At 47.9% G+C, this 21,630-nt stretch carries 2 protein-coding genes (1 of these 2 running past the window's edge); both read right to left on the bottom strand.

The genetic code is table 11. The features are described from left to right. A complete protein-coding gene (locus tag HP401_RS14810; RefSeq protein WP_173605530.1) occupies nucleotides 1–21,447 on the bottom strand; it encodes a non-ribosomal peptide synthetase in 21,447 nt (7,148 codons plus the stop codon). After that, a protein-coding gene (locus HP401_RS14805; RefSeq protein WP_173605529.1) for an SDR family NAD(P)-dependent oxidoreductase crosses the window boundary here: on the bottom strand, nucleotides 21,444–21,630 show its final stretch. The gene runs 11,672 nt beyond the window's last position; only the last 187 of its 11,859 coding nucleotides appear in the window; its start codon lies off the right edge, out of view — the gene reads right to left on this strand; it ends in the stop codon at nucleotides 21,444–21,446. The genes HP401_RS14810 and HP401_RS14805 overlap by 4 nt, the downstream gene beginning before the upstream one ends.

The raw sequence follows: 21,630 nt of genomic DNA, 5'->3' as shown, positions 1-21,630 counted from the left end.
TTATCCCTCCACTATTTGTCGCTTCCAAATACTGATCGTATGGTTGGGTTTCTCTTCACGGTAGACGTCAAATCGGTTTAACGTCGGAGGTGCAATCGAATGTCGTTTGTTCGGACGTGAGACTGCCTCCTCCCAGGATTGTAAAACGACGTTGGCGTTGGTTCCCCCATCTGCAAAACAATTAATCGCTGCTATTCTGGGCGAATCGTTCCATTCAGAAAGCTGTCGCTGAAAATAAAAAGGCGTTGACTCCATAGGGAAATGAGTCATTGGCTCTTGCCCTGACAGGAACGGAACCAATTGTCGTTGTTTGAGCATCAGCACGACTTTTATCAAGCTGGCAATCCCTTCTGCACATAATGGATGACCGATATTTGGCTTGATTGATCCTAATCCGCAAGCCTCCGTATGAGATGAGCGATAGACAGACTGAATGGCTTTGAGTTCAAGTAAATCGGTAACCTCTGAACCTGATCCATTCGCTTCGATATAACTGATTTGTTCCGGCTTCACGCCAGCTTTAGCCAGTGCCGACTGCATCACCTCTTTTTGGGCTTGCAAATTCGGGGTGGCAGGACCTGCTGTTCGTCCATCATTGTTGACCGCTACTCCCTTGATGACGGCATGTATTTCATCCCCATCAGCTAGTGCTTGCTCCACGGTCTTCAATAGAACCATTCCTACGCCTTCTCCCAATACGAGTCCGCCCGCACGTCTATCAAAAATATGGAAGGCTGGCTCCTCGCTTAAAATTCCTCTTTGGTGGAACATCCGATGCGCTTCATCACCGTTTAATACATTAACCCCGCCGACGATAGCAGCCTCAATCTCTCCACTTCGAAGGGAATGAATCGCCATATTCATCCCGACCAGCGCTGAAGAGCATGCCGTATCGATGACCATACTCGGACCTCTAAGATCGAAGTATTGGGAAATATTCGTAGCCAAATAGTTTTGTCCCACGGTCATAATCGGGTTTTGTGTTTGATGCAGACGATCTTCGCTTGGGCGGTGATTACTTCTTGCCCCGATGTAGACGCCTACCGATTTTCCCTTGATGTCTTTCGGTGTGTATCCAGCCTGATGCCAAAGGTGAAGACTTTCCTCCAATACCAATAACGCTTGCGGGTCCATCGCCTTGGCATCTTCTTTTGCAATCAGGAAGTAAGAAGGATCAAACGTCGTGATGTCGTCCAGAAGTCCTGCGTGATAGGAATTTTCATAACCCCAACGTTCCTTGGGTACAGCACCAATGGCTGAACGGCCCTCCGCTAACAACATCCAATATTCTTCCACGCTACGTGCACCCGGAAAACGACAAGAGAGCCCCACTACCGCAATATCTGACGGATTTGGAATTGCCTCCCGATATTGCGCAGCCTGACTACTCGCCATTTGGCTTTTCACAGTCTCCCTACGGATGGGCTGACTCTTCGGATCGCCGTTCATTTCAGGAGGTGTCAGCTTCAGATCGTCAGCGATGGAATCGCCGTGATTGCTGGACAGCCATTCTGCAAGAGTTTCAATGGTGGGATATTCATATAAAATCGTCGGGTCCAACTCCTTGCCCAACCATTTACTGATCTCATTCATGACTTGAGCCAGTAACACCGAATCGATCCCATAGTCCGGAAACTCTTTGTCTATCTCCAATCTAGCAGGATCTATTTTCAGTTCCTTCGCAAACAGCTCAATCAATCTTGTTTGCGCTGTCTTCACAGGATCCACTGAGCTTTGCGGCGGCTTGCCTGCAGGTGGACGACGAGACGACAGATTCGCTCCAGAAGCTTCTTGCTTTTTGTGTTTCATCAGCTGATGGGGTTCCCACAGTTCTTGGTTAATAGCTGCCGGGAAAACTACAGGACCCATTTTCTCCAAAAGAATATGATCCAGTAATCGCAGTCCTTGCTCGTCAGTGATGTGTACGAGTCCTGTTTGTTGATAGGCTTTGGTCGTAACTGCACCAATTCCTGTTTCCTTCCAGCTCGGCCACTGAATGCTGATGATCGGGCAAGAATCCGCATGTGCGTAAGCAAAATAATCCATATAGGAATTGGCTAACGCGTAATCACTCTGTCCCGCTGCCAAGGACGGAATGACTGCCGAAGCAGATGAAAAGAGAACAAAGAACTGTAAAGGCTCGTCCTTGCAGATTTGGTAGAGCGTATGCAGCCCAGCCACTTTCGGTTGTAATACCTGCTGAATTCCAGCCGTCGTTTTCCGAATAAAGGCAGGATTTTGATCATCGCTAAAACCTGCGCAATGAATCACCCCGCCAATAGGACCCATCGTCTGTTTTATCTCGTGTACATCCTGTTTCCAAGCCTCTTCATCAGTTAAGGATACAGATAAGACTTGAACCTGTACGCCTTGCGCTTCCAAAGCTTGTATCGCCCGAATTTTCTTTGCTGTGGAAGTGCTTTGCTGCTGATAATCTCCCCATTGCTCTCGTGGCGGCAGGCTTTCTCTCCCTGTGAGCACCAGTTTTTTGACACCATAACGCTCGACAAAATGCTTGGCACATAAATACCCAAGCCCTCGTGTACCGCCTGTAATCAATAGAACATGGTTCTCAGGGAATACAAGCGCTGGCTCCTGACTGTCAGCTACCATCTCTTCCTGAAGATAAGCGCTATAACGCTCACCTGATCGATAGCAAACCTCTGCTTCCTGATCATCCATGAAAAACTCTGCTGCAATCTGTTGCGCAAGTTCTTCTCCATCGGCTAATGGATCTAGATCCACATGACGTGATTGCAGATGCTTATATTCACTTTGCAGCATTCGGTACAAGCCAACACGGGAGGCACCCGCCAAATTGACGGCGTCATTCTGGAAGGCCTCCATGCCTTTTGTCACACCCAATAGCTTTATGCCTTCTTTATGACCATTCTCAATGAGTTGTTGCAGCCATGGAATCCAAGCCAGCGAATCGGCCTGCTGATGTCCACAACCGATCAAATCTACGATACCATCATAGTTATTCCACTCCGTCTCATCCTGATGGAGTCGTGATTCAAGCTCGTTGTGCTCTATGATTTCACTCTTTGCGAAATGGTTGGACAGTTGAAGCGCCAATTGCTTCGTTTCATCTGTTGTGAAAATACCGATCGTTCGATGAGCTACCTTGGCTGGCATCGCTGGGCAAGCCTTCCATTGCTTTTTCATGATGCGCATGTCTGGCTGAACGGGATGCTGCTCATATGTGGAGAGGGATGCTGCACCTGTAAATAACGTATGTCCACCAGGCACCCAATAAGCTTCTCTGCTAAATGGATAGGTTGGAAGACTGATCCGTCGAGGCTTTCTCTCCCCATACAAGCTGCTCCAGTCAATGTTTAGCCCTTTCACCCAAACATCCAGCAATTTTCCGTATTTGCCTTTGCTCATCCAAGAATCAATCATTTGCGGCATATCATCATCGGCTGCAAAGATTGCCAAGGTCTCTTTATGACGTTTTACCTGTCCGTGATACAGGTCCTCAATGTCCTTCTGTCTGCTTATGAATTGCTTTAATTTCTCTTCAAGTTCCATCATCGAGCACGCGATCACAGCCAAACGTTCTTCCATCGCTTCTCGTCCCACTTGCAGGGTATACGCCATTTGAGCTAAATCCGCATCGGATAATCCCTGTTCTGAAATGGCTCCGAGCAGTCGTTGTACCCGTTGTTGAAGCTGCTCTTCATTTTTGGCCGATAAGAGAATCAACACAGGATTTTGCGGACTTGCCATTAGCGTAGGCTGCTCTTGCGTTTTTGGAATGTATTCTTCAATCACGACATGGGCATTCGATCCACCCGCACCAAAACTGCTCACACCGGCACGACGTGGAACCTCCCGTCCGTCAATGACCGGACGCTTCCACTCCGCCAGCTCTTGCTGAACAACAAACGGCGTTACGCTGAAATCTATATTCGGATTGAGTACTTCAGCATGCAGGGATGGGGCTAATTGTCCATGCTTGAGCTGCAATAAAACCTTCGTCACCCCAGCAATACCCGCTGCACTCTCGCAATGCCCGATGTTTGATTTTGCCGATCCAATGGCACAAAACTGTTTGTCATTTGTATACGCTTGGAAAGCCTTCGTTAAGCCCGTCATTTCAATGGGATCGCCTAAAGAGGTCCCCGTACCATGTGCTTCCAGATAGCTGATCGTCCGTGGATCGATCCCTGCTTTTTGGAAAGCACGTCCAATAACCCGAGCTTGGGCATTCGGGCTAGGCACATTGTAGCCATTGGTTTTTCCTCCGTGGTTAACGGCGGTTCCTTTTATCACACCATAAATTTGATCTCCATCGGCAATCGCTTTCGCCAGAGGTTTAAGCAGGACTGCTCCCACCCCCTCGCCAGGTACATACCCGTCGCCGCCAATGCCAAAGCTTTCGCATCGTCCCTTGCTAGATGCGAATTTGCCCTGTCCAAGCATCAAGTATTTATTAGGGTGAATCGAAACGTTGACACCACCTGCAATAGCAGCTTCACATTCCCCTTGCTGTAGACTTTGGCAAGCCAAATGAATGGTTGTCAGGGAAGAGGAACACATCGTATCGACCGCCATGCTAGGTCCATGGAAGTTGCAGAAATAAGAAACGCGATTCGCAATGGAGGCTGGACTTCCTGCCAGCGCCATCGGTCTGCCGAGCATCGTTTCCTGGGCTCCATAGAGCTGGTATTCTTCGTACATAACTCCGACATAAACCCCGACATTACCGCCTAGGCCCATGCCAGGTGTTGAACCGAGAGATTCACGAGTATACCCGGCATCCTCTAACGTTTCATAGACGCATTCCAAGAACAAGCGCTCTTGCGGGTCCATGATTTCAGCCTCTCTTGGTGTAATATTGAAAAATAACGGGTCAAATTGATCCACACCGTCCAGGAAGCCCCCCCACTTGCTGTAGGTTTTTCCTTGTTTTTTCTTATCTGCATCAAAGAATAGGCTGTGATCCCAGCGCTCTTCGGGAATTTCTGTGACACAATCCTTGCCATCACGCAGGTTACGCCAGAACTCATTCATGGTTCTCGCTTTCGGATAACGACCAGAGACCCCAATAATCGCAATGTCTAAGGCGTCGTTTGCTGGTTTGGTTTCACTCATCGTTTCCTTCAACGCATTGCCTTTGCTCCTGCGGTTATGGATGATCGGTTTTGCCGTTGCAGCAACCGTCGTCGGTGCAACGTTCGATCTTTTAGCAGGGGATACCGTTGGTGCTTCTTTTTCATCCATACCCAGGATACTCATCATCTGATCCTGATGCGCTGCCAGGAAGTATTTCGCAATTTCTTCGATGGTTTGATATTCGAAAAATAACGTTTTCGACAACGAACCAAACGTTTTTTCTAATTCATTTGTTAATTGCATGACCATAATCGAGTCAATTCCGTACTTTTCCAACAAAGCATCTGCTTCAATGCGGTCTATCGGCAGCTTGATCACGGAAGAGACCAGCTTTTTGAAATAATAGATGGCTTTTTCCTTTGGCAAATGATAACTCGTTGGTTGTACGACGGTAGAAGCTTTGACTTCTTGTTCTGTTGTCTTCGGTCTTCCCACCACTGCTGCGTGGAGGCGTTGTAGATCTCCTTCCATTACCATCACCTGATCTTTTCGAGAAGCTATGGCTTCATAAAAAGCACGAATACCCGTCGCAGTCTGCAAAGCAATCATTCCAACCTTTTGTTTCACCATTTCCTCAACTGCTTCATCTACTTGCATCCCGCCCTCTTTCCAGAGCGGCCAGTTGATGGAGACTGTTTGACCTTGACGTTGCTTTGCCTGCACTCGTTCATTCCGATCTTTCGCATAGCCATCCATAAAGGCATTCGCGCAAGCATAGTCTGCCTGACCACTATTTCCTATACTTCCTGCTATCGAAGAAAAGAGGACGAAGAAATCGAGAGGCTGATCTTTACTCGCCTCATCTAGATTCGTAAGACCCGCAACTTTTGGCGCTACCACTTGGCTCCATTCTTCTGTCGTTTTCTTGAGAATGAAGTTATCTCGCACGACACCCGCGCTATGGATGATGCCGTGAAGCCCTCCGAATTCCTGGTGAATGCTTTGGATGAGTTGGTTTACTTCCTGCTTGTCCGTCACATCAACTTGACGGTAGACAACCGTTGCCCCTGACCTTTGCAAATCATGAAGGATCGCTTGCTTATGTTCGTGCAAAGGAGAACGTCCTGTGAGAATTAAGGTTGCCTGTTTCGCTTGACTCGCGATTTCCCTTGCAAAAATCAACCCTAAACCGCCTGCTCCACCCGTAATCAGATAGGTTCCTTGCTCTCTCCACGGAATGGTGACCTCATCGTGCAATGGCTCGGTTTCGCACCAGCCCAGTACATAACGTTTACCATCTTGATAGCGAATTCGGTCATCCATAGGCTGGCAGGCATTCTCTTGCAGCTTGTTTACGATTTCTTCTGCATGTTCACCTGGGTTTAATTCAAGGAATTGACCGATGACATTTGGGTTCTCCTGCTGGGCTGTTTTCAGCAAGCCAGAAAGTCCGCTTACGTGTGCTTGCTCCGCTTTGTCGGGAACGACGACCTGTACGAACACTTTGCCAAGTATCTTTTGTTGAAAGATGCTTTGGATTTCCAAAAATACTTGGGTAGCATAGGCCTCGAATCTGTCGGTAATGCCATCCTGTTGGGACTGCAAAGGAATCAAGCGCACTTCGTTCATCTGTGCGGAAATACTCGCAAGCGACGATTCAAAGCCTTCCGCCATCATCACGATATGCTGTGCATAGACAGGAGTCACCGTTTTTTGGACAGCTGCTTGCTCCTTCCAGCAAGGATGAACCATCAACATCTCTTGTGCCTCAGTTGTTTCGAAGTCTACCGCTTTACCGTCCAGCTTACGAGACGAAAATCGCTTCATTCTGACGCAAACGTTCCCTTGCTCGTCACATAAGTCAATATCCAGCTTTTGTACATGATCAGAAGCGTTGCTGCCATCACTGTAGCGAATATACGCCCACATCTGCGTCGTGCATGGACTGAAGATTTCCAGCTCATCCAGCGCAAAAGGCAAGATTGGTTTGAGCGAATCAAGCTGGTAATCGAAGCTCCTGTCATCAGCCCCCATAAACAAGCCAATCGCCGCCTGTAAAGCAGAATCCATCATACTGGGGTGCAGCACAAACTGTTCTTCTGTCCCCAAAACAGTGAAAGGTAGGGACAGCTTTGCCAACACCTGCTCCATGCCCTTATGCACTTGCTCGATTCCTTGTAGCGCAGGACCATACTGGATTCCCATTCTTTTATAACCGTCATAGCATTGACTGCCGCTCAAGATGCCTTGGCCGCACGCGGCTTGTAACGCAGCGAGATCGAGCGTCGGCGTCTCGGCAACCGTATGGAATCCAGCACTTCCTTGACTGTGCACAATCTCTTCTGCTTCATTTCCTGCATGCTCACTGTAAATTCGATAACCAATCTCCCCACTATCCTCGAGCTGAAGAGCAATGTGAACGTCGACTGGCTGATCATCGACAGCAATTGGCTTGGCCCACACAATATTGGTGAGCTTCAAGCTATTCTGTCCCGCTTTCAAGGCTCCCGCTGACTGATCGATTGCCTCGCGTGCCATTTCAAGATAGGCAACACCCGGTAAGAGCTGCTGACCATTCACAACATGATCTGCCAAGAAAAATTCCTGTCCACGGAAGGTGGAACTATACCGCTGTTCCAACAATTCAGACGTATTTTTCTGGAGCAATGGGTGAAGGAAGAGCGCCCCTTCTGATGCCGCTGCCACTTCGCGCGCAAATTGCGTATCCATCTGAGGAATCCAATAACGTTCTCTTGCAAACGGATACGTAGGCAGGCTCACGCGCCGAGGCTTCTTCTCACCGTAGAGCTTGTCCCAATCAACCACGCCTCCATTTACCCATAGATCAAGCAACTTGGTGTATTTTCTTTTGCTGATCCAAGCATCGATGGCCTGTTTCAAATCTTCATCCGCTTCAAACACGGCGATTTTCTTTTTGTTGCCTTTCACCTGTCCACGGAATATATCTGTAATACTTTCCTGTCCATCTACAAATTGCGTCAGCTTTTCCTGAAGCTCTTGAATGGAGCTGGCCATCACGCCCAGTCGCTCTTCCATGGCTTCTCGCCCAATTTGAAGCGTGTAAGCAATATCTGCTAAGTCCATGTCAGAAATGGTCCGATCCTTGATCACCGCTAACAATCGCTGTGCCTGTTCGTGGAGCTGGCTTTCATTCTTCGCTGACAGGAGAATGATCGCTGGATTTGCGTGACTTACTTGGATAGCTGGACGTTTCTCATCGTCTGGAATGTACTCTTCCAAAACGATATGAGCATTCGAGCCACCCGCACCAAAGCTACTCACACCGGAGCGTCTTGGAATTTCCTGACCGTCAATGACAGGACGTTTCCACTCCGCCAGCTCTTGCTGGACGACAAACGGAGTCGTGCTAAAATCAATATTCGGGTTTAGCACCTCCGCATGCAAGGATGGTGCTAGCTGTCCGTGTTTGAGCTGTAACAGGATTTTCGTAATCCCAGCAATTCCCGCTGCGCTCTCACAATGCCCGATATTGGACTTCGCTGATCCGATGGAGCAAAACTGCTTGTCAGTTGTGTATGCCTGGAAGGCTTTGGTCAAGCCTGCGATCTCTATCGGATCTCCTAAAGAAGTACCTGTTCCGTGGGCTTCCAAATAACTAATCGTCCGCGGATCAATTCCTGCCTCCCTCAAGGCACGCCCAATTACGCTCGCTTGTGCATTCGGGTTCGGTACGGTATAACCATTTGTTTTGCCGCCATGGTTAATAGCGCTTCCTTTAATCACACCGTAAATTTGATCTCCATCAGCGATTGCTTTCGCCAGAGGTTTGAGCAGCACCGCGCCGACACCCTCACCGGGCACATAACCGTCGCCGCCAAGCCCAAAGCTTTCGCATCGTCCCTTGCTGGAAGCAAATTTCCCCTGTCCGAGCATCAAATATTTATTCGGGTGAATGGAAACATTGACACCACCCGCAATTGCAACCTCGCATTCACCGCGCAGCAAGCTTTGGCAGGCAAAATGGATGCCCGTTAGCGAGGAGGAACACATGGTATCAACAGCTACGCTAGGACCATGGAAATCAAAGAAATAAGAAACACGGTTCGCTACAGATGAGAAGCTTCCGCCAAGGGCCATTGGTCTGCCCATCATGGTTTCTTGTGCACCATACAATTGATACTCTTCATACATGATGCCCACATAAACACCGACATTTCCGCCAAGTCCGAAGCCTTGGGACGATCCGAGAGATTCGCGGGTATAACCTGCATCCTCTAAGGTTTCATACACACACTCCAGAAATAAACGTTCCTGCGGGTCCATGATTTCTGCTTCCAGAGGAGAAATGTTGAAGAACAGCGGATCGAATTGATCCACACCGTCTATGAAACCGCCCCATTTGCTGTAGGTTTTCCCCCGTTTGTTCTTATCCTCATTAAAATACAGACTGTGGTTCCAGCGCTCTTTGGGGATCTCCGTAATGCAATCCTTGCCATCGCGCAAATTCGACCAGAACTCTTGGATATTCCGCGCTTTCGGATAACGTCCAGAAACCCCAATGATCGCAATGTCCAAAGCTCCTGCTCCTTTTGCTGGTTGGGTTTCCTTCTGAGTCGAAATGAACCGCGAGCCTTTGCGATTGCTTCCGCGATGGCTATTCCTTTGCCTTTTCGACGTGTTCTCTTCTCTTGACACGGATACTGTTTCACGGGTAACAACTGTTTCCTGCTGTTCAGTAAGACCCAAGATTTCAATGCATTTGTCTCGATAGGAATCCAGGAAATATCCAATCAATTCTTGAATCGTTTGATACTCAAAAAATAACGTTTTCGGCAGCGAGCCAAAGCTTTTCTCTAGTTGGTTGGTTAATTTCATGGATAGAATCGAATCAATTCCGTATGTCTCCATCGCGGCATCTTCTTCAATTCGATTCACAGGCAATTGCAGAACCTCGGCAAATTCCTTTTTCACAAAATGAGTTGCTTTCTCGTGGAGAACATTATTTTCCACACTGGTTGTCGCTTGTTTTTCATTTGGCTCTACCTTGGTTGGTGTAATCGATGCGACTGGTTGCACCTGTCTGACCAGCGTGTCTTCAAATTCTTCCAGTAAATAAGATGCAAGCTGCTGAAGCGTCGGACACTCCACGAATACAGTCGGAGTCAGTCCGATGTGATATTTCTGACTGAGCTTGTTGGCGAATTCAGTTAGTAGAACCTGATTAAATCCGAGTTCAGACAGCTCTACTTTGCCATCAATATCTGTGGTAGGAACCTCAAGCAGCTCCGACACGGTTTGCATCAAGGCCAATTCCACTTTTTGCAGCAGGCTGCTGGTATCCACTGTGACCGAATGCTTGGATTGAAAATTGTTGACTGGCGTTTGCAAAAACAGTGTTTGCTTGAGCTTGGCCAGATCACCTTCCATCACCATGACCTGTGCTTTTCCAGAGGCTAAGCCTTGGTACATCGCTGCAATCCCCGTCGCAGTCCGCATAGCGACTACTCCTCTGCTATGCTCCAACATGTCACCTGCCTCTGCATCAGCCTGCATTCCGCCCTCTTTCCACAACGGCCAATTCATCGACAATGTCTGTCCGTGACGTTGCTGTAACGCAACCAATCCATTGCGATAGTGAGCAAATCCGTCCATAAAGGCGTTGGCGCACGCATAGTCTGCTTGTCCGATATTTCCCAAGCTGCCAGCCACCGAGGAAAACAGCACCAGGAAATCCAGTTCTACATCTTTAGTGGCCTCATCTAGATTGATTAGACCCGTAACCTTCGGATCCTGAACCGTTTGAACCTCCTTCCTGGTTTTCTTGAGGATATAGCTGTCACGAAGCACGCCAGCACTATGAATAATGCCATGAAGACGCCCATAGTCCTGTTGAATCGTGCGGATCAATTCTGTCATTTCCTGTTTCTGTGTCACATCAACTTGGCGGTATTCAACTCTTGCACCATATCTTTTCAAGTCATGGAGTTTACCTTGCTTCTCCTCATCCAATGGGGAGCGTCCTATCAGAATCAGGTTCGCCTGTTGAACCTTCTGTACAATTTCGTTGGCAAAAATATAACCCAGTCCACCTGCCCCGCCCGTGATGAGATAAACCCCACCGTCTTTCCACGGAATGCTCGTTTCTTGTGGAGCATCGAGTTCTACCCACCCAGCTACATATCTCTTTCTAGATCGATATCGAATCTGAACATCCAATGGGCAGCGTACATTCTCATTTACTTTTCCAGCGATCCCGAATTCGTCGTCGCCCGATTCTATCTCGATTACCTGTCCAACCAGGTTGGGATTCTCCAATTTTGCCGTTTTCAGCAAACCAGAGAAAGCGGTGAAAGACGGCTGTTCTACTCGCACGGGAACGACAATCTGAACCAATACCTTGCCGCGTACTTTTTGCTTGAAAATCCCTTGAATTTCCTCCAATATCTGCGTCGTATAATCAATGAAACGCTCGGCAATGCCTTCTTTGGCGGATTGTAAAGGAAGGCAGCGGACTCCATTCAAGTTGGATTGGAGATTGTTCCAAGTATTGCGATCCGGTTCAACCATCATCACGATCCGCTGTGTATAGTCAGGGGCTTCGGCGTTGCTCACAACTGCTTTTTCCTTCCATTCAGGATGAACCAGCAGTGTTCCGAGTTTCCCTTTGGAATCCAGCATCTCTACTTCGCCTTCTAGCACTCGTGCCGAGAAGCCCTGCATACGCACGCGAACCGTTCCTTGATCGTCACACAAATCAATATCTACTTTCTGTACCTTGTCTCCCGTTCTATTGCCGTCAGCCTGTCGAATCCATACCCACATCTGGGAGGAAGTCTGACTAAAAATACTCAGCTTCTCCAGTGCAAAAGGCAGTATTGGCTTCAGAATCGCTGTATCGCCTGTGCCAAGCAATAATCCAATAGAGGATTGTAAGGCCGAATCCAGCATACTCGGATGCAAGACGAATTCTCCTTGCGTATCGGCAACTTTGGAAGGCATGGCTAACTTGGCCAATACTTGTCCTTCACCCACGTACACTCGCTCAATTCCTTGCTGAGCTGGCCCATAGGCAAGTCCCATTGTTTGAAAGGCTTCATAGCACTCTCTGGCATGAAGCGTACGATAGCTACACTGGGCTTTGAGCTCATCGAGATTATGCGTGGGTGCAGCAGTGATCCCTGCAAACACCACACTCCCTTGACTGTGTACCACTGATTCGGCCTGGTCTATCTGCTGTTCGCTGTATATTTCATAACGAAGGTCGCCGTTATCCTCAGGATAAATCCCGATGTGTACTTGAACAGGCTTGTCTTCCATCACTATCGGTTGCGCCCAGACAACATTTTTCAGCTCCATCGCGCATTGCTCGTCTTCCAACGCTCCCGCTGCGAGATCCGCAGCTGCTCGAGCCATCTCCAGATAAGCAACTCCAGGGAGAATTCTCTTTCCTTTTACAACATGATCCGATAAAAAGAATTCCTGACCATCAAAAGTAGAGCTGAATCTTTGTTCACGGAGATCCGAAGTATTTTGATGCAGCAAAGGATGCAGGGAAGCGGTCAGACCAGGCGTACCTTTTGTGTGAGTTAACAGTTGTGTCTTCGGTTTGGGAAGCCAATAATGCTCTCTGGCAAAAGGATACGCAGGCAAGCTGATCCGACGAGGCTTTTTGTCGTCATAAAGCTTATTCCAGTCCATATGCAAGCCCTTCACCCAGAAATCGAGAAGCTTGGCGAATTTTTTGCGTTGCATCCATTTTTCAATCGCTTCTTGCAACTCTTCATCGCCTGCAAAGATGTCTGCTGTTTCCCTCCCGCGCTTTACCTGGCCGCGATAGAGGTCGACAATGCTGTCATCACCTGCAAGAAAGCTGCGCAACTTCTCTACCAGCTCTGAAAGCGAGCTCACCATTAGGGCCAGGCGTTCTTCCATTGCCTCGCGTCCCACTTGCAGCGTATACGCAATATCAGCCAGGTCCACATCTGTAAAGGATTGCTCCTCAATCGACGCTAACAGCCTTTGCACTTGTTCGATGAGACGCTCCTTATTCTTTGCCGACAGAACAATGATCGCCGGATGTTGCGGACTGACCGTGATCGACGGGCGTTCCTTAACCGCAGGAATGTATTCCTCAATCACAACATGTGCATTGGACCCTCCTGCACCAAAAGAAGAAATCCCGGCAATTCTCGGGAATTCTCTCAATACACCATTTACTTCCATTAGCGGTCGTTTCCATTCAGCCAGGTCCTGCTGAACGACAAAAGGCGTTTTCGAAAACGGAATATTCGGATTCAGTTCCTTCGCATGCAGACTTGGGACCAGCTGCTGATGCTTCATTTGCAGCAATATTTTTGCCACTCCTGCTATTCCAGCCGCCGCTTCCAAGTGACCAATATTGGATTTTACAGAACCAATCGCACAATATCCCGTATCCTGCGTATCCTTGCGGAAGGCTTGGATGAGACCCGAAATTTCAATCGGATCGCCAAGCTCCGTGCCTGTTCCGTGCGCTTCGATATAGCTTACGGTCTTGGCATGAACACCTGCCTTATCCAGTGCCTGACGAATCAATTCTCCTTGAGCAGTTGGATTCGGTACCGTATAGCCATTCGTTTTTCCGCCGTGATTCACGCTGGTTCCACGAATCAATCCATAGATATGGTCGCCATCTGCAATGGCTTTTGACAGTGGTTTGAGCAGCACTGTACCTACGCCTTCTCCCGGTACAAAACCGTTTCCGCCTTGCCCAAAGCTTTTGCATTGTCCATCCACGGACAGCATATGCAGTGCTGACAAAAAGACATAACTAGAAGGATGCAAATACAGATTGACTCCACCAGCAATCGCCAGTTCACAATCCCCGTTATACAAATGCTCGCACGCTTCATGAATCGCGGTGAGCGAAGCGGAGCACATCGTATCAATCGGCATACTCGGACCTTGGAGATTGAGGAAATAGGAAACACGATTCGTCAGTGAGCTAAACGAGGTGTGCGGGTAAATCAATTCACCCTGCTTCCATAAATCAGGTCCATACAAGCTGAATCCGGTTTTGGTAATCCCGCCAAACACTCCGACTCGTCGATTGTACTTTTCGGCAAGCTGTTGTCTCGTATAACCTGCATCCTCCAGCACTTCCCAGCATGACTCCATAAACAAACGTTCCTGCGGATCAAAATGCATCGCTTCCCACGGTGACATATTGAAAAAGAGCGGGTCAAAGTCAGCGAATCCGTCTACAAAGCCGCCCCATTTTCCATAGCTTTTTCCTTCTGCCACAGCCTTGTCTGGATCAGGCTCGAAAAAGCCATCCAGTGACCAGCGTTCTTCCGGAATTTCCGTAATGCAATTCTTTCCAGACTTCAGATTCTCCCAATACTCGTTCAACGATCGCGCTTTTGGATAACGACCGCTCATGCCGATTATGGCAATCGGCTCCCGCGCTATCTGCTTTTCTGATTGCACGGCTACACTGCGAGTCGGTTCATGACTGGCTGTATCACGTTCGTTTTCCACCAGTGGTGTTGGAGTTCCGCGATTGACCGCACCCTGACGATCTAGCCCTGTCCACTTCATGCATTCTGGCAAGTGTTCAGCGACGAGATAATCTGCAAGGGTGTCAAGCGTCTGACATTCATACAGGATGGTCTTTGACAATTCGCTAAAGACATCCCCTAGCTTTTTATTCAGCTGGATCACCATAATCGAATCAATTCCGTATGTTTCGAACGGTTCATCGACAGCGATTTTACCTGCTCCAAGCCTCGTCTCTTGACCGAACATCATTTTTAGCTGATAGAGCGTTTTCTCTTTTAACACGCCTGTATCGACTGAAAGATTCGCATCCTGCCTCGATGTGGAATCGAGCTGCGACACGGAAGGAGTACCTAGCAACTGTTCCTTGAGTATTGGTAGATGGCCTTCGATAACCAGCATCTGCACAGAGCCGGAAGCCACCCCTTGATACAGCGCCTGTATCCCGCTTGCAGTCGGCATCGCTACCATGCCTCTAGTCTCCATGATCTTCTCTGTCGCTTCATCCACACGCATACCGCCATCTCTCCACAGCGGCCAATTGAGGGAGATTGTTTGGCCTTGACGTTCACCTGCTTTCACCAAACCACTACGATACTTGGCGTATTGATCCATAAAGGCATTGGCAGTAGCATAATCGGCCTGCCCTGCATTACCAAAGCATCCCACTCCAGAGGAGAAGAAAATAAAGAAATCAAGCGCCATATCCTTGCTTGCCTCATCGAGATGCACCAGTCCAGAAACTTTCGGCGCCAGCACTTGCGCCACTTCATCCACTGTTTTTCTAATGATGAAACTGTCGCGAATGACTCCCGCACTATGAATAATGCCTGTGAGGCTACCAAACTCTTGCTTGATGCCTTGGAATAAATCTTCTACCGCTTGCTTTTGAGTGATGTCAGCTTGGCGATATTGAATATTGGCTCCCAGTGCTTTCAACTCGCTATATTTGGCTGTCTTTTCTTTATCCAAGGAAGAACGACCCGTGATAATCACTGTCGCTCCCTTCGTTTGCTGAGCGATTTCCTTGGCAAAAATCAAGCCTAATCCACCTGCACCGCCCGTAATCAAATAAACGCCATCATCTTTCCATACATGCTCCGCTTGCCCGGAAGCTTTTATTTCTTTCCAGCTGCTCACCCATCGCTTGCCATCCTGATAACGAATATGCTTACTTTTCTCATCGGTGCTGTTTAGTTGCAGCTTATGAACCAATTCCGCTGGATTGTCCTCTGCCTGCACTTCAATCAGCTGTCCAATCAGCTTGGGATTCTCCAAGTGCGCCGTTTTCAGCAAACCAGAGAGGGCGGAGAAGCATTGCTGTTCCTCTTTGGCAGGCACAACAAGCTGAAGCAGCACTTTTCCCTTTGGTTTATTAGCAAGGATTCGCTGGATTTCCGTGAATGCCTGAACGGTATAGGCATGGAACCGTTCTGCGATACTTTCCTGCGGCGATTGTGGTTGTAAGACCAGGCAGCGCACTCCGTTCATTTCGGATTCGATATGCTCTTGGAATTCCTCTGCCCATTCACAAAGGATCACGAGATGCTCTGCAAAAGCAGGTGAGTCAGCTTTTTGGGTGATCTCCTGTTCGTTCCAGCACGGTTGGAGTAGCAGCGTTTCTGGCGTTGTTGAAGAGATTGGCGTAATCTGTACAGAAGCCGCTACCGACTCCTTGTACACATTCTCAGGAACCCCATAGGACTCCTCACCAAAAGGATAGGTAGGGAGGCTGATGCGACGCGGTTTTGCATCGCTGTACAGGACTTCCCACTCGATATCCAGACCCTTGCTCCACAGCTCGGCTGCTTTTTCTCCATTGCCTTCTGCAAACAGCTTGGTAAATAACTCACGATTAGACCCATTCTTTTTCAATAGGGAGACTTCGTGGCTTGCTTGTCTTGTATTCCCTTTAAAGCTACCCGCTGTTTGTTCCGCTCCACTCAAAAGGTCACTCAGCTTTTGAATGAGTTCTGCTGTATCTTTGACAATAAAAATAGCCCTGCTCTCCATTGCTTCCCTTCCTACCTGGAGAGTATAGGCCAAATCTGCTAGATGGACTCGCTCCTGATTCCCTCTAAGGAAATCAACGAGTTGCTGGGCATATGCCAGAACACGATCATCGTTTTTGGCTGATAATGGCACGAAATAAACGCGATGCTTGTCATCATCACTCACGCTGACACGCTTATTCTCTGTCCCAACCTTCCATTGTTCAAAAATCGCATGAGCATTCGTCCCGCCAAGACCAAATGAACTTAACGCCGCTCTGTGGGGAACAGGTGCATCCTCCCATTTTTTCAGTGTATCAACCACATAAAACGGCGATTGATCCAAATGGATATTCGGATTCGGCTTTTCATAATTTAGCGAAGGAGGAATTTCATTATGGTATAAGCTCAATGCTACTTTAATGCATCCTGCTAACCCTGCGGCTGTATCGAGATGTCCAATATTGGTTTTCACCGATCCAAGTCCGCAGTACTGTTTATTGGATGTGTATTTTGTATAGACTTCATTGAGCGCCGCGAATTCTATTGGATCGCCTAAATAAGTACCCGTTCCATGCGCTTCGATATAGCTAATCGTTTCAGGATGAACCTTGGTGTCCTCTAATACTTGCTGAATCACCTCAGCCTGACCTTTTATACTTGGCGCATAAAATCCGACTTTATCTCCCCCGTCATTGTTGATGCGAATTCCTCTCATGAGGGCATAAATATGATCGCCGTCCTTGATCGCATCGGAAGCTTTTTTGAGGACAACCACGCCGACTCCCTCTCCACCGATCATACCGTCTGCTGACGCGTCGAACGTCTTGCAGTGACCATCACTGGAAAAGTTCAATCCAGCTTGATAGACATACCCTGAATAAGTCTTAGGGAAAATCGTTGCGCCCCCTACTAAAGCCACCTTCGATTCCCCCGATTGCAGGCTGCGATAAGCCAAATGCAAGCCAACCAATGAGGACGAACAATTGGAATGGACAGCAAAGCTCGGTCCCTTCAGCCCCATTTTATGAGAAATCATCGTGGGAATGGTTCCACCTTGTGCCAAAACCCACGAGACATATTCATTGGGGTCTTTCATGACATTCGGTGATTCCTTGTTGAAATGGGGCAAAAGTGCTTGATAATAACTATTGCTCGCCGACATAAATACACCCGTCTGCGGAACCTGTTTTGGTGTATACCCTGCATCCTCCAATGCTTTCCATGAATGGGTCAATAACAGCCGAAACTGCGGGTCCATAAATTCTGCGTCTCTGGCTGAAAGGTGAAAGAATCCTGGATCGAAGTGATCCTTTCCTTCTATGGTGGACTGCACCGGAATAAAGTTCGGGTTCTGTAAGTATTCATCAGGCAGGTGTAATTGATCGATTTCCTCATCGGAGAAGAAACGTACACTCTCTACGCCGTTTCGTAAATTCTCCCAAAACTCTCTATGATTTTTCGCTCCCGGGAAGTGGCAGGAGATTCCAATAATCGCGATGCTATCCTCATAATAATCAGGATAAGACTCCTCTGCTTGTCCATCGCTATACGCCGTTGTCTCGTTCGAATTGGCAAAATCTATTTGCTCATCCGATTCATTCTCTTTCCTTGCCGCGATATATTCGCTAATCTCTCGAATATTGACGTACTTAAATAGAGTAGTCACATTTAGATCGCACTGAAACTCTTCCGTCATTTTGGCGACAACCATGGTAGCGAGAATCGAGTCTCCGCCCACATCGAAAAAGCCATCTTCTAAACTGATCCCCTCTACATTCAGGACATCCTGCCAAATTTTCAAAGTCCTTTGCTCTATATCAGATTGCGGAAGGCTCTGCTTCTTCGCCTGTGTGACCACAAGCTTTTGATTCAGCAGCTCTGTGCGATCCACTTTTCCATTAGCGGTTAACGGGATTTTATCCATGGAAATAAAAAATGCCGGGAGCATATACTCTGGCAAATTCCTCCTCAAATAATCCCGTAATTTTGAAGGCTCAAGCCGTTCATGGTTCGGACCTGCTTTCGGAACATAATAAGCAACCAACCGTTTATGATCTCCCTCTTCTTTCACCAACACGACAACGCTTTGAATCTGTGGATGAGCCATTAGTTGACTCTCGATCTCACCCAATTCAATCCGAAAGCCTCGAATTTTTACTTGATGATCGATTCGGCCTAAATACTCAATCGTTCCATCAGGGAGCCAACGTGTTACATCACCTGTTTTATACAGCTTGGTCCCCGGTGTAAACGGATTATCTACAAACTTCTCTGCGGTCAGCTCCGGGCGATTCAAATACCCGCGAGCCAAGCCTTTTCCTGCAATACAAAGCTCTCCTGGCACACCGACCGGCACGGGATTCATTTGGCGATCAACGATGTAGAGTTGCGTATTTGCGACAGGTCTGCCGATCGGTGTATTGCTGCTAACCAGTTCATTTTCAGAGCAGGAGAACCATGCCGCATAAATAGAGGCTTCTGTTGGTCCGTAAATATTTTCAATCTTCGCCTTTGGAAAAGTCGCAACCGTCCTTTTCACCAACTCTTTTGGAAAGGCTTCTCCTGCAACCATCACGTATTTTAGCGGACAATCCTGAAGGAATGGCTGATTCGCTGAAACGCCGTTGACGAAGACATTTAGCATCGCTGGGACAAAATTGACATGCGTCACGCGATGCTTCACGATCGATTCCGCTAACATTTCTGGTGACTTCTCGCCATGTTGCGGGAGAATGACCAGACGCCCTCTACCAATGAACCAACCAAACAGCTCAGACAACGAAACATCAAACACATAGTTGGTTTTCATCAAATAGACATCGTTCTCCATAACCGGATAACGAGCTTCCAGGAAAAAGAGGGTGTTGATGATACTTTCATGACTCACCATGACCCCTTTGGGTTTCCCTGTGCTTCCGGATGTATAAATCACATAAGCAAGATTGGTTGGGTTTACTACCCGGTTGAGCTTTGTTTGTCGCTGGGCTGTCTGCTCAACTTCTTCCCAATCCCTGTCTAACACGATGCAGTTCGTACTTTCTCCTGCGGCTGATGATACCTTGTCCAAAAGGCGAGCCTGGGTAAGCACCAAAGTGCTCTTGCTGTCTTCTACCATGTATGCCAACCGCTCTGTGGAATAGGTTGGGTCCAATGGAACATAGGCTGCGCCAGCTTTCAGAATGCCTAAAATGCCGATGACCATTTCCAAAGAACGTTCAACACAAATTCCTACTGTAGCTTCCGAGCCTACTCCCTTCGCCTGCAAAAAGATCGCCAGCCTGGTAACCCGCTCATCTAGTTCACGGTAGGTCAACGACTGCTTTTCATAAACAACTGCCACGGCATCTGGTGTTTGTTGGACTCGCTTCTCAAACAAATCATGGATGCATAACGCCTGCGGGAATGCCTCTTCCGTCGCATTCCACTCAACAAGCAGCATGTTTCGTTCTTCAACAGAAATAAGTGGTATCTCATCCAAAGCGATGTCAGGATTTTTGATGACTGCGTTTGCGATATTTTGATAATGCGCGGCCATCCGTTGTATCGTCGCTTGATCAAATACATGCGGATTGTATTTCAAATTCAGTACAAACTCGGCTTCCTGCTCAAACACCTCTAACTCAAATTCATACTCACCCTCTTGATGAACGCCATCAATCAATTCGATAGCAAGCTTGTTTTGACATTCATCATAAAATCGCTGCAAGTTTTGCGATTGCAGAAAATTTTGGTACGTAAAGATGATAGCGAATACGGGTGAATTTCCATGAAGCCGAGGAATATTTGCCTCGCGAACCATCGCTGGAAAAGGATAGACAGCGTGATCCATCCCATCAATCAGCGTAAGCTGCAATTCCCGAATGAACTGGGAGAAAGACTTTTCCCCCGTTACCTGACTGCGAATGGGAATCATATTGACAAAATAACCAATCAGAGAATCGAATCTCTCTTCCGGACGTCCCATCGTCGGCATTCCGACAATCACATCCGTTTGGCCTGTATAGCGGTACAATAAGGCTTTAAACATCCCTAACAAAAGAACAGATGGGTTCATACGGTAATGCTTGCAGAGCTGCTTCACCTGCTGACTCACATCTCGTGAAAATACGTGCGTATGAACCTGCCCCTCAAAGCTAGGTGCGGAAGAACGCGGGCGATCGACAGGAAGCTCCAGTTGTGGAAGCGTCCCTGACAATTGCTCCAGCCAGTAAGAACGATGTTCCCCACCTTCGGCACTTGCTATCATGTCCTGTTCCCATTTTACGAAGTCAGCGTAATCCGTTGAATTCAGTGTTACTTTTGGCTGTTTTCCTTCAACCAGTCCGATATAGGTTTGGACCAGATCTCGCAGGATTAACAAGGAGGAATGTCCGTCAAAGATCATATGATGGATCGTAAACAGCACATGATGCTCTTCTTCTGAACGCGACAATAGATGAATGCGGAGTAAAGAACCCTTTTCCAATGAAAAGGGCTCTTTTACTTTTTGCCTGAGATACGGCAATACATCCTGAGACGTTAGGTGTGAGATGTCCTCCTGCTCAATGGTAAGCGATTGCTCCAGACGTTGAATGAGATACGGAACACCCTGCTTTTCCATAATCGAACGCTGTAAAATCGGATGCTGTTTCCAGACATGGTGGCAGGCCTGTTTAAATAAGGCTACGTCCCATTTCTGACGGATGCAAAAGCATAACGGAACATTATACGCACTCATCGTAGGGGACATTTTTTGCAACATCCACAATCCTTGCTGCCCGACGGACAGAGGACTTGTAAACGATGGGTTTTCCAGCTCCAGAAGCTTCTCTTGGACTTCCGCAGCAGACAGCTTACCTTCTTTGTAAGCCATGAGGATTTCCCGTCGCATCATATTATCCCTCCTTTGTCGATTAACTGTTCGATCTCTTCCAGGCTTAGTAGGCCTTCTTTGAATTTTTGCAGCATATCGACTGCGAAATTCTCCGTCCGTTCCCCGCTATCCGGAGACATTGTTTCAAAATCTGTCGTGGAAGCGATCTCTTTATGACTGCACTCTTTTATTTTTATCGCAAGG

The sequence above is a fragment of the Brevibacillus sp. HB2.2 genome, assembly GCF_013284275.1.
Classification (GTDB): domain Bacteria; phylum Bacillota; class Bacilli; order Brevibacillales; family Brevibacillaceae; genus Brevibacillus; species Brevibacillus brevis_D.
The sequence above is the reverse complement of the archived record's forward strand: the minus strand, read 5'-3'. Positions and strand labels throughout refer to the sequence as shown.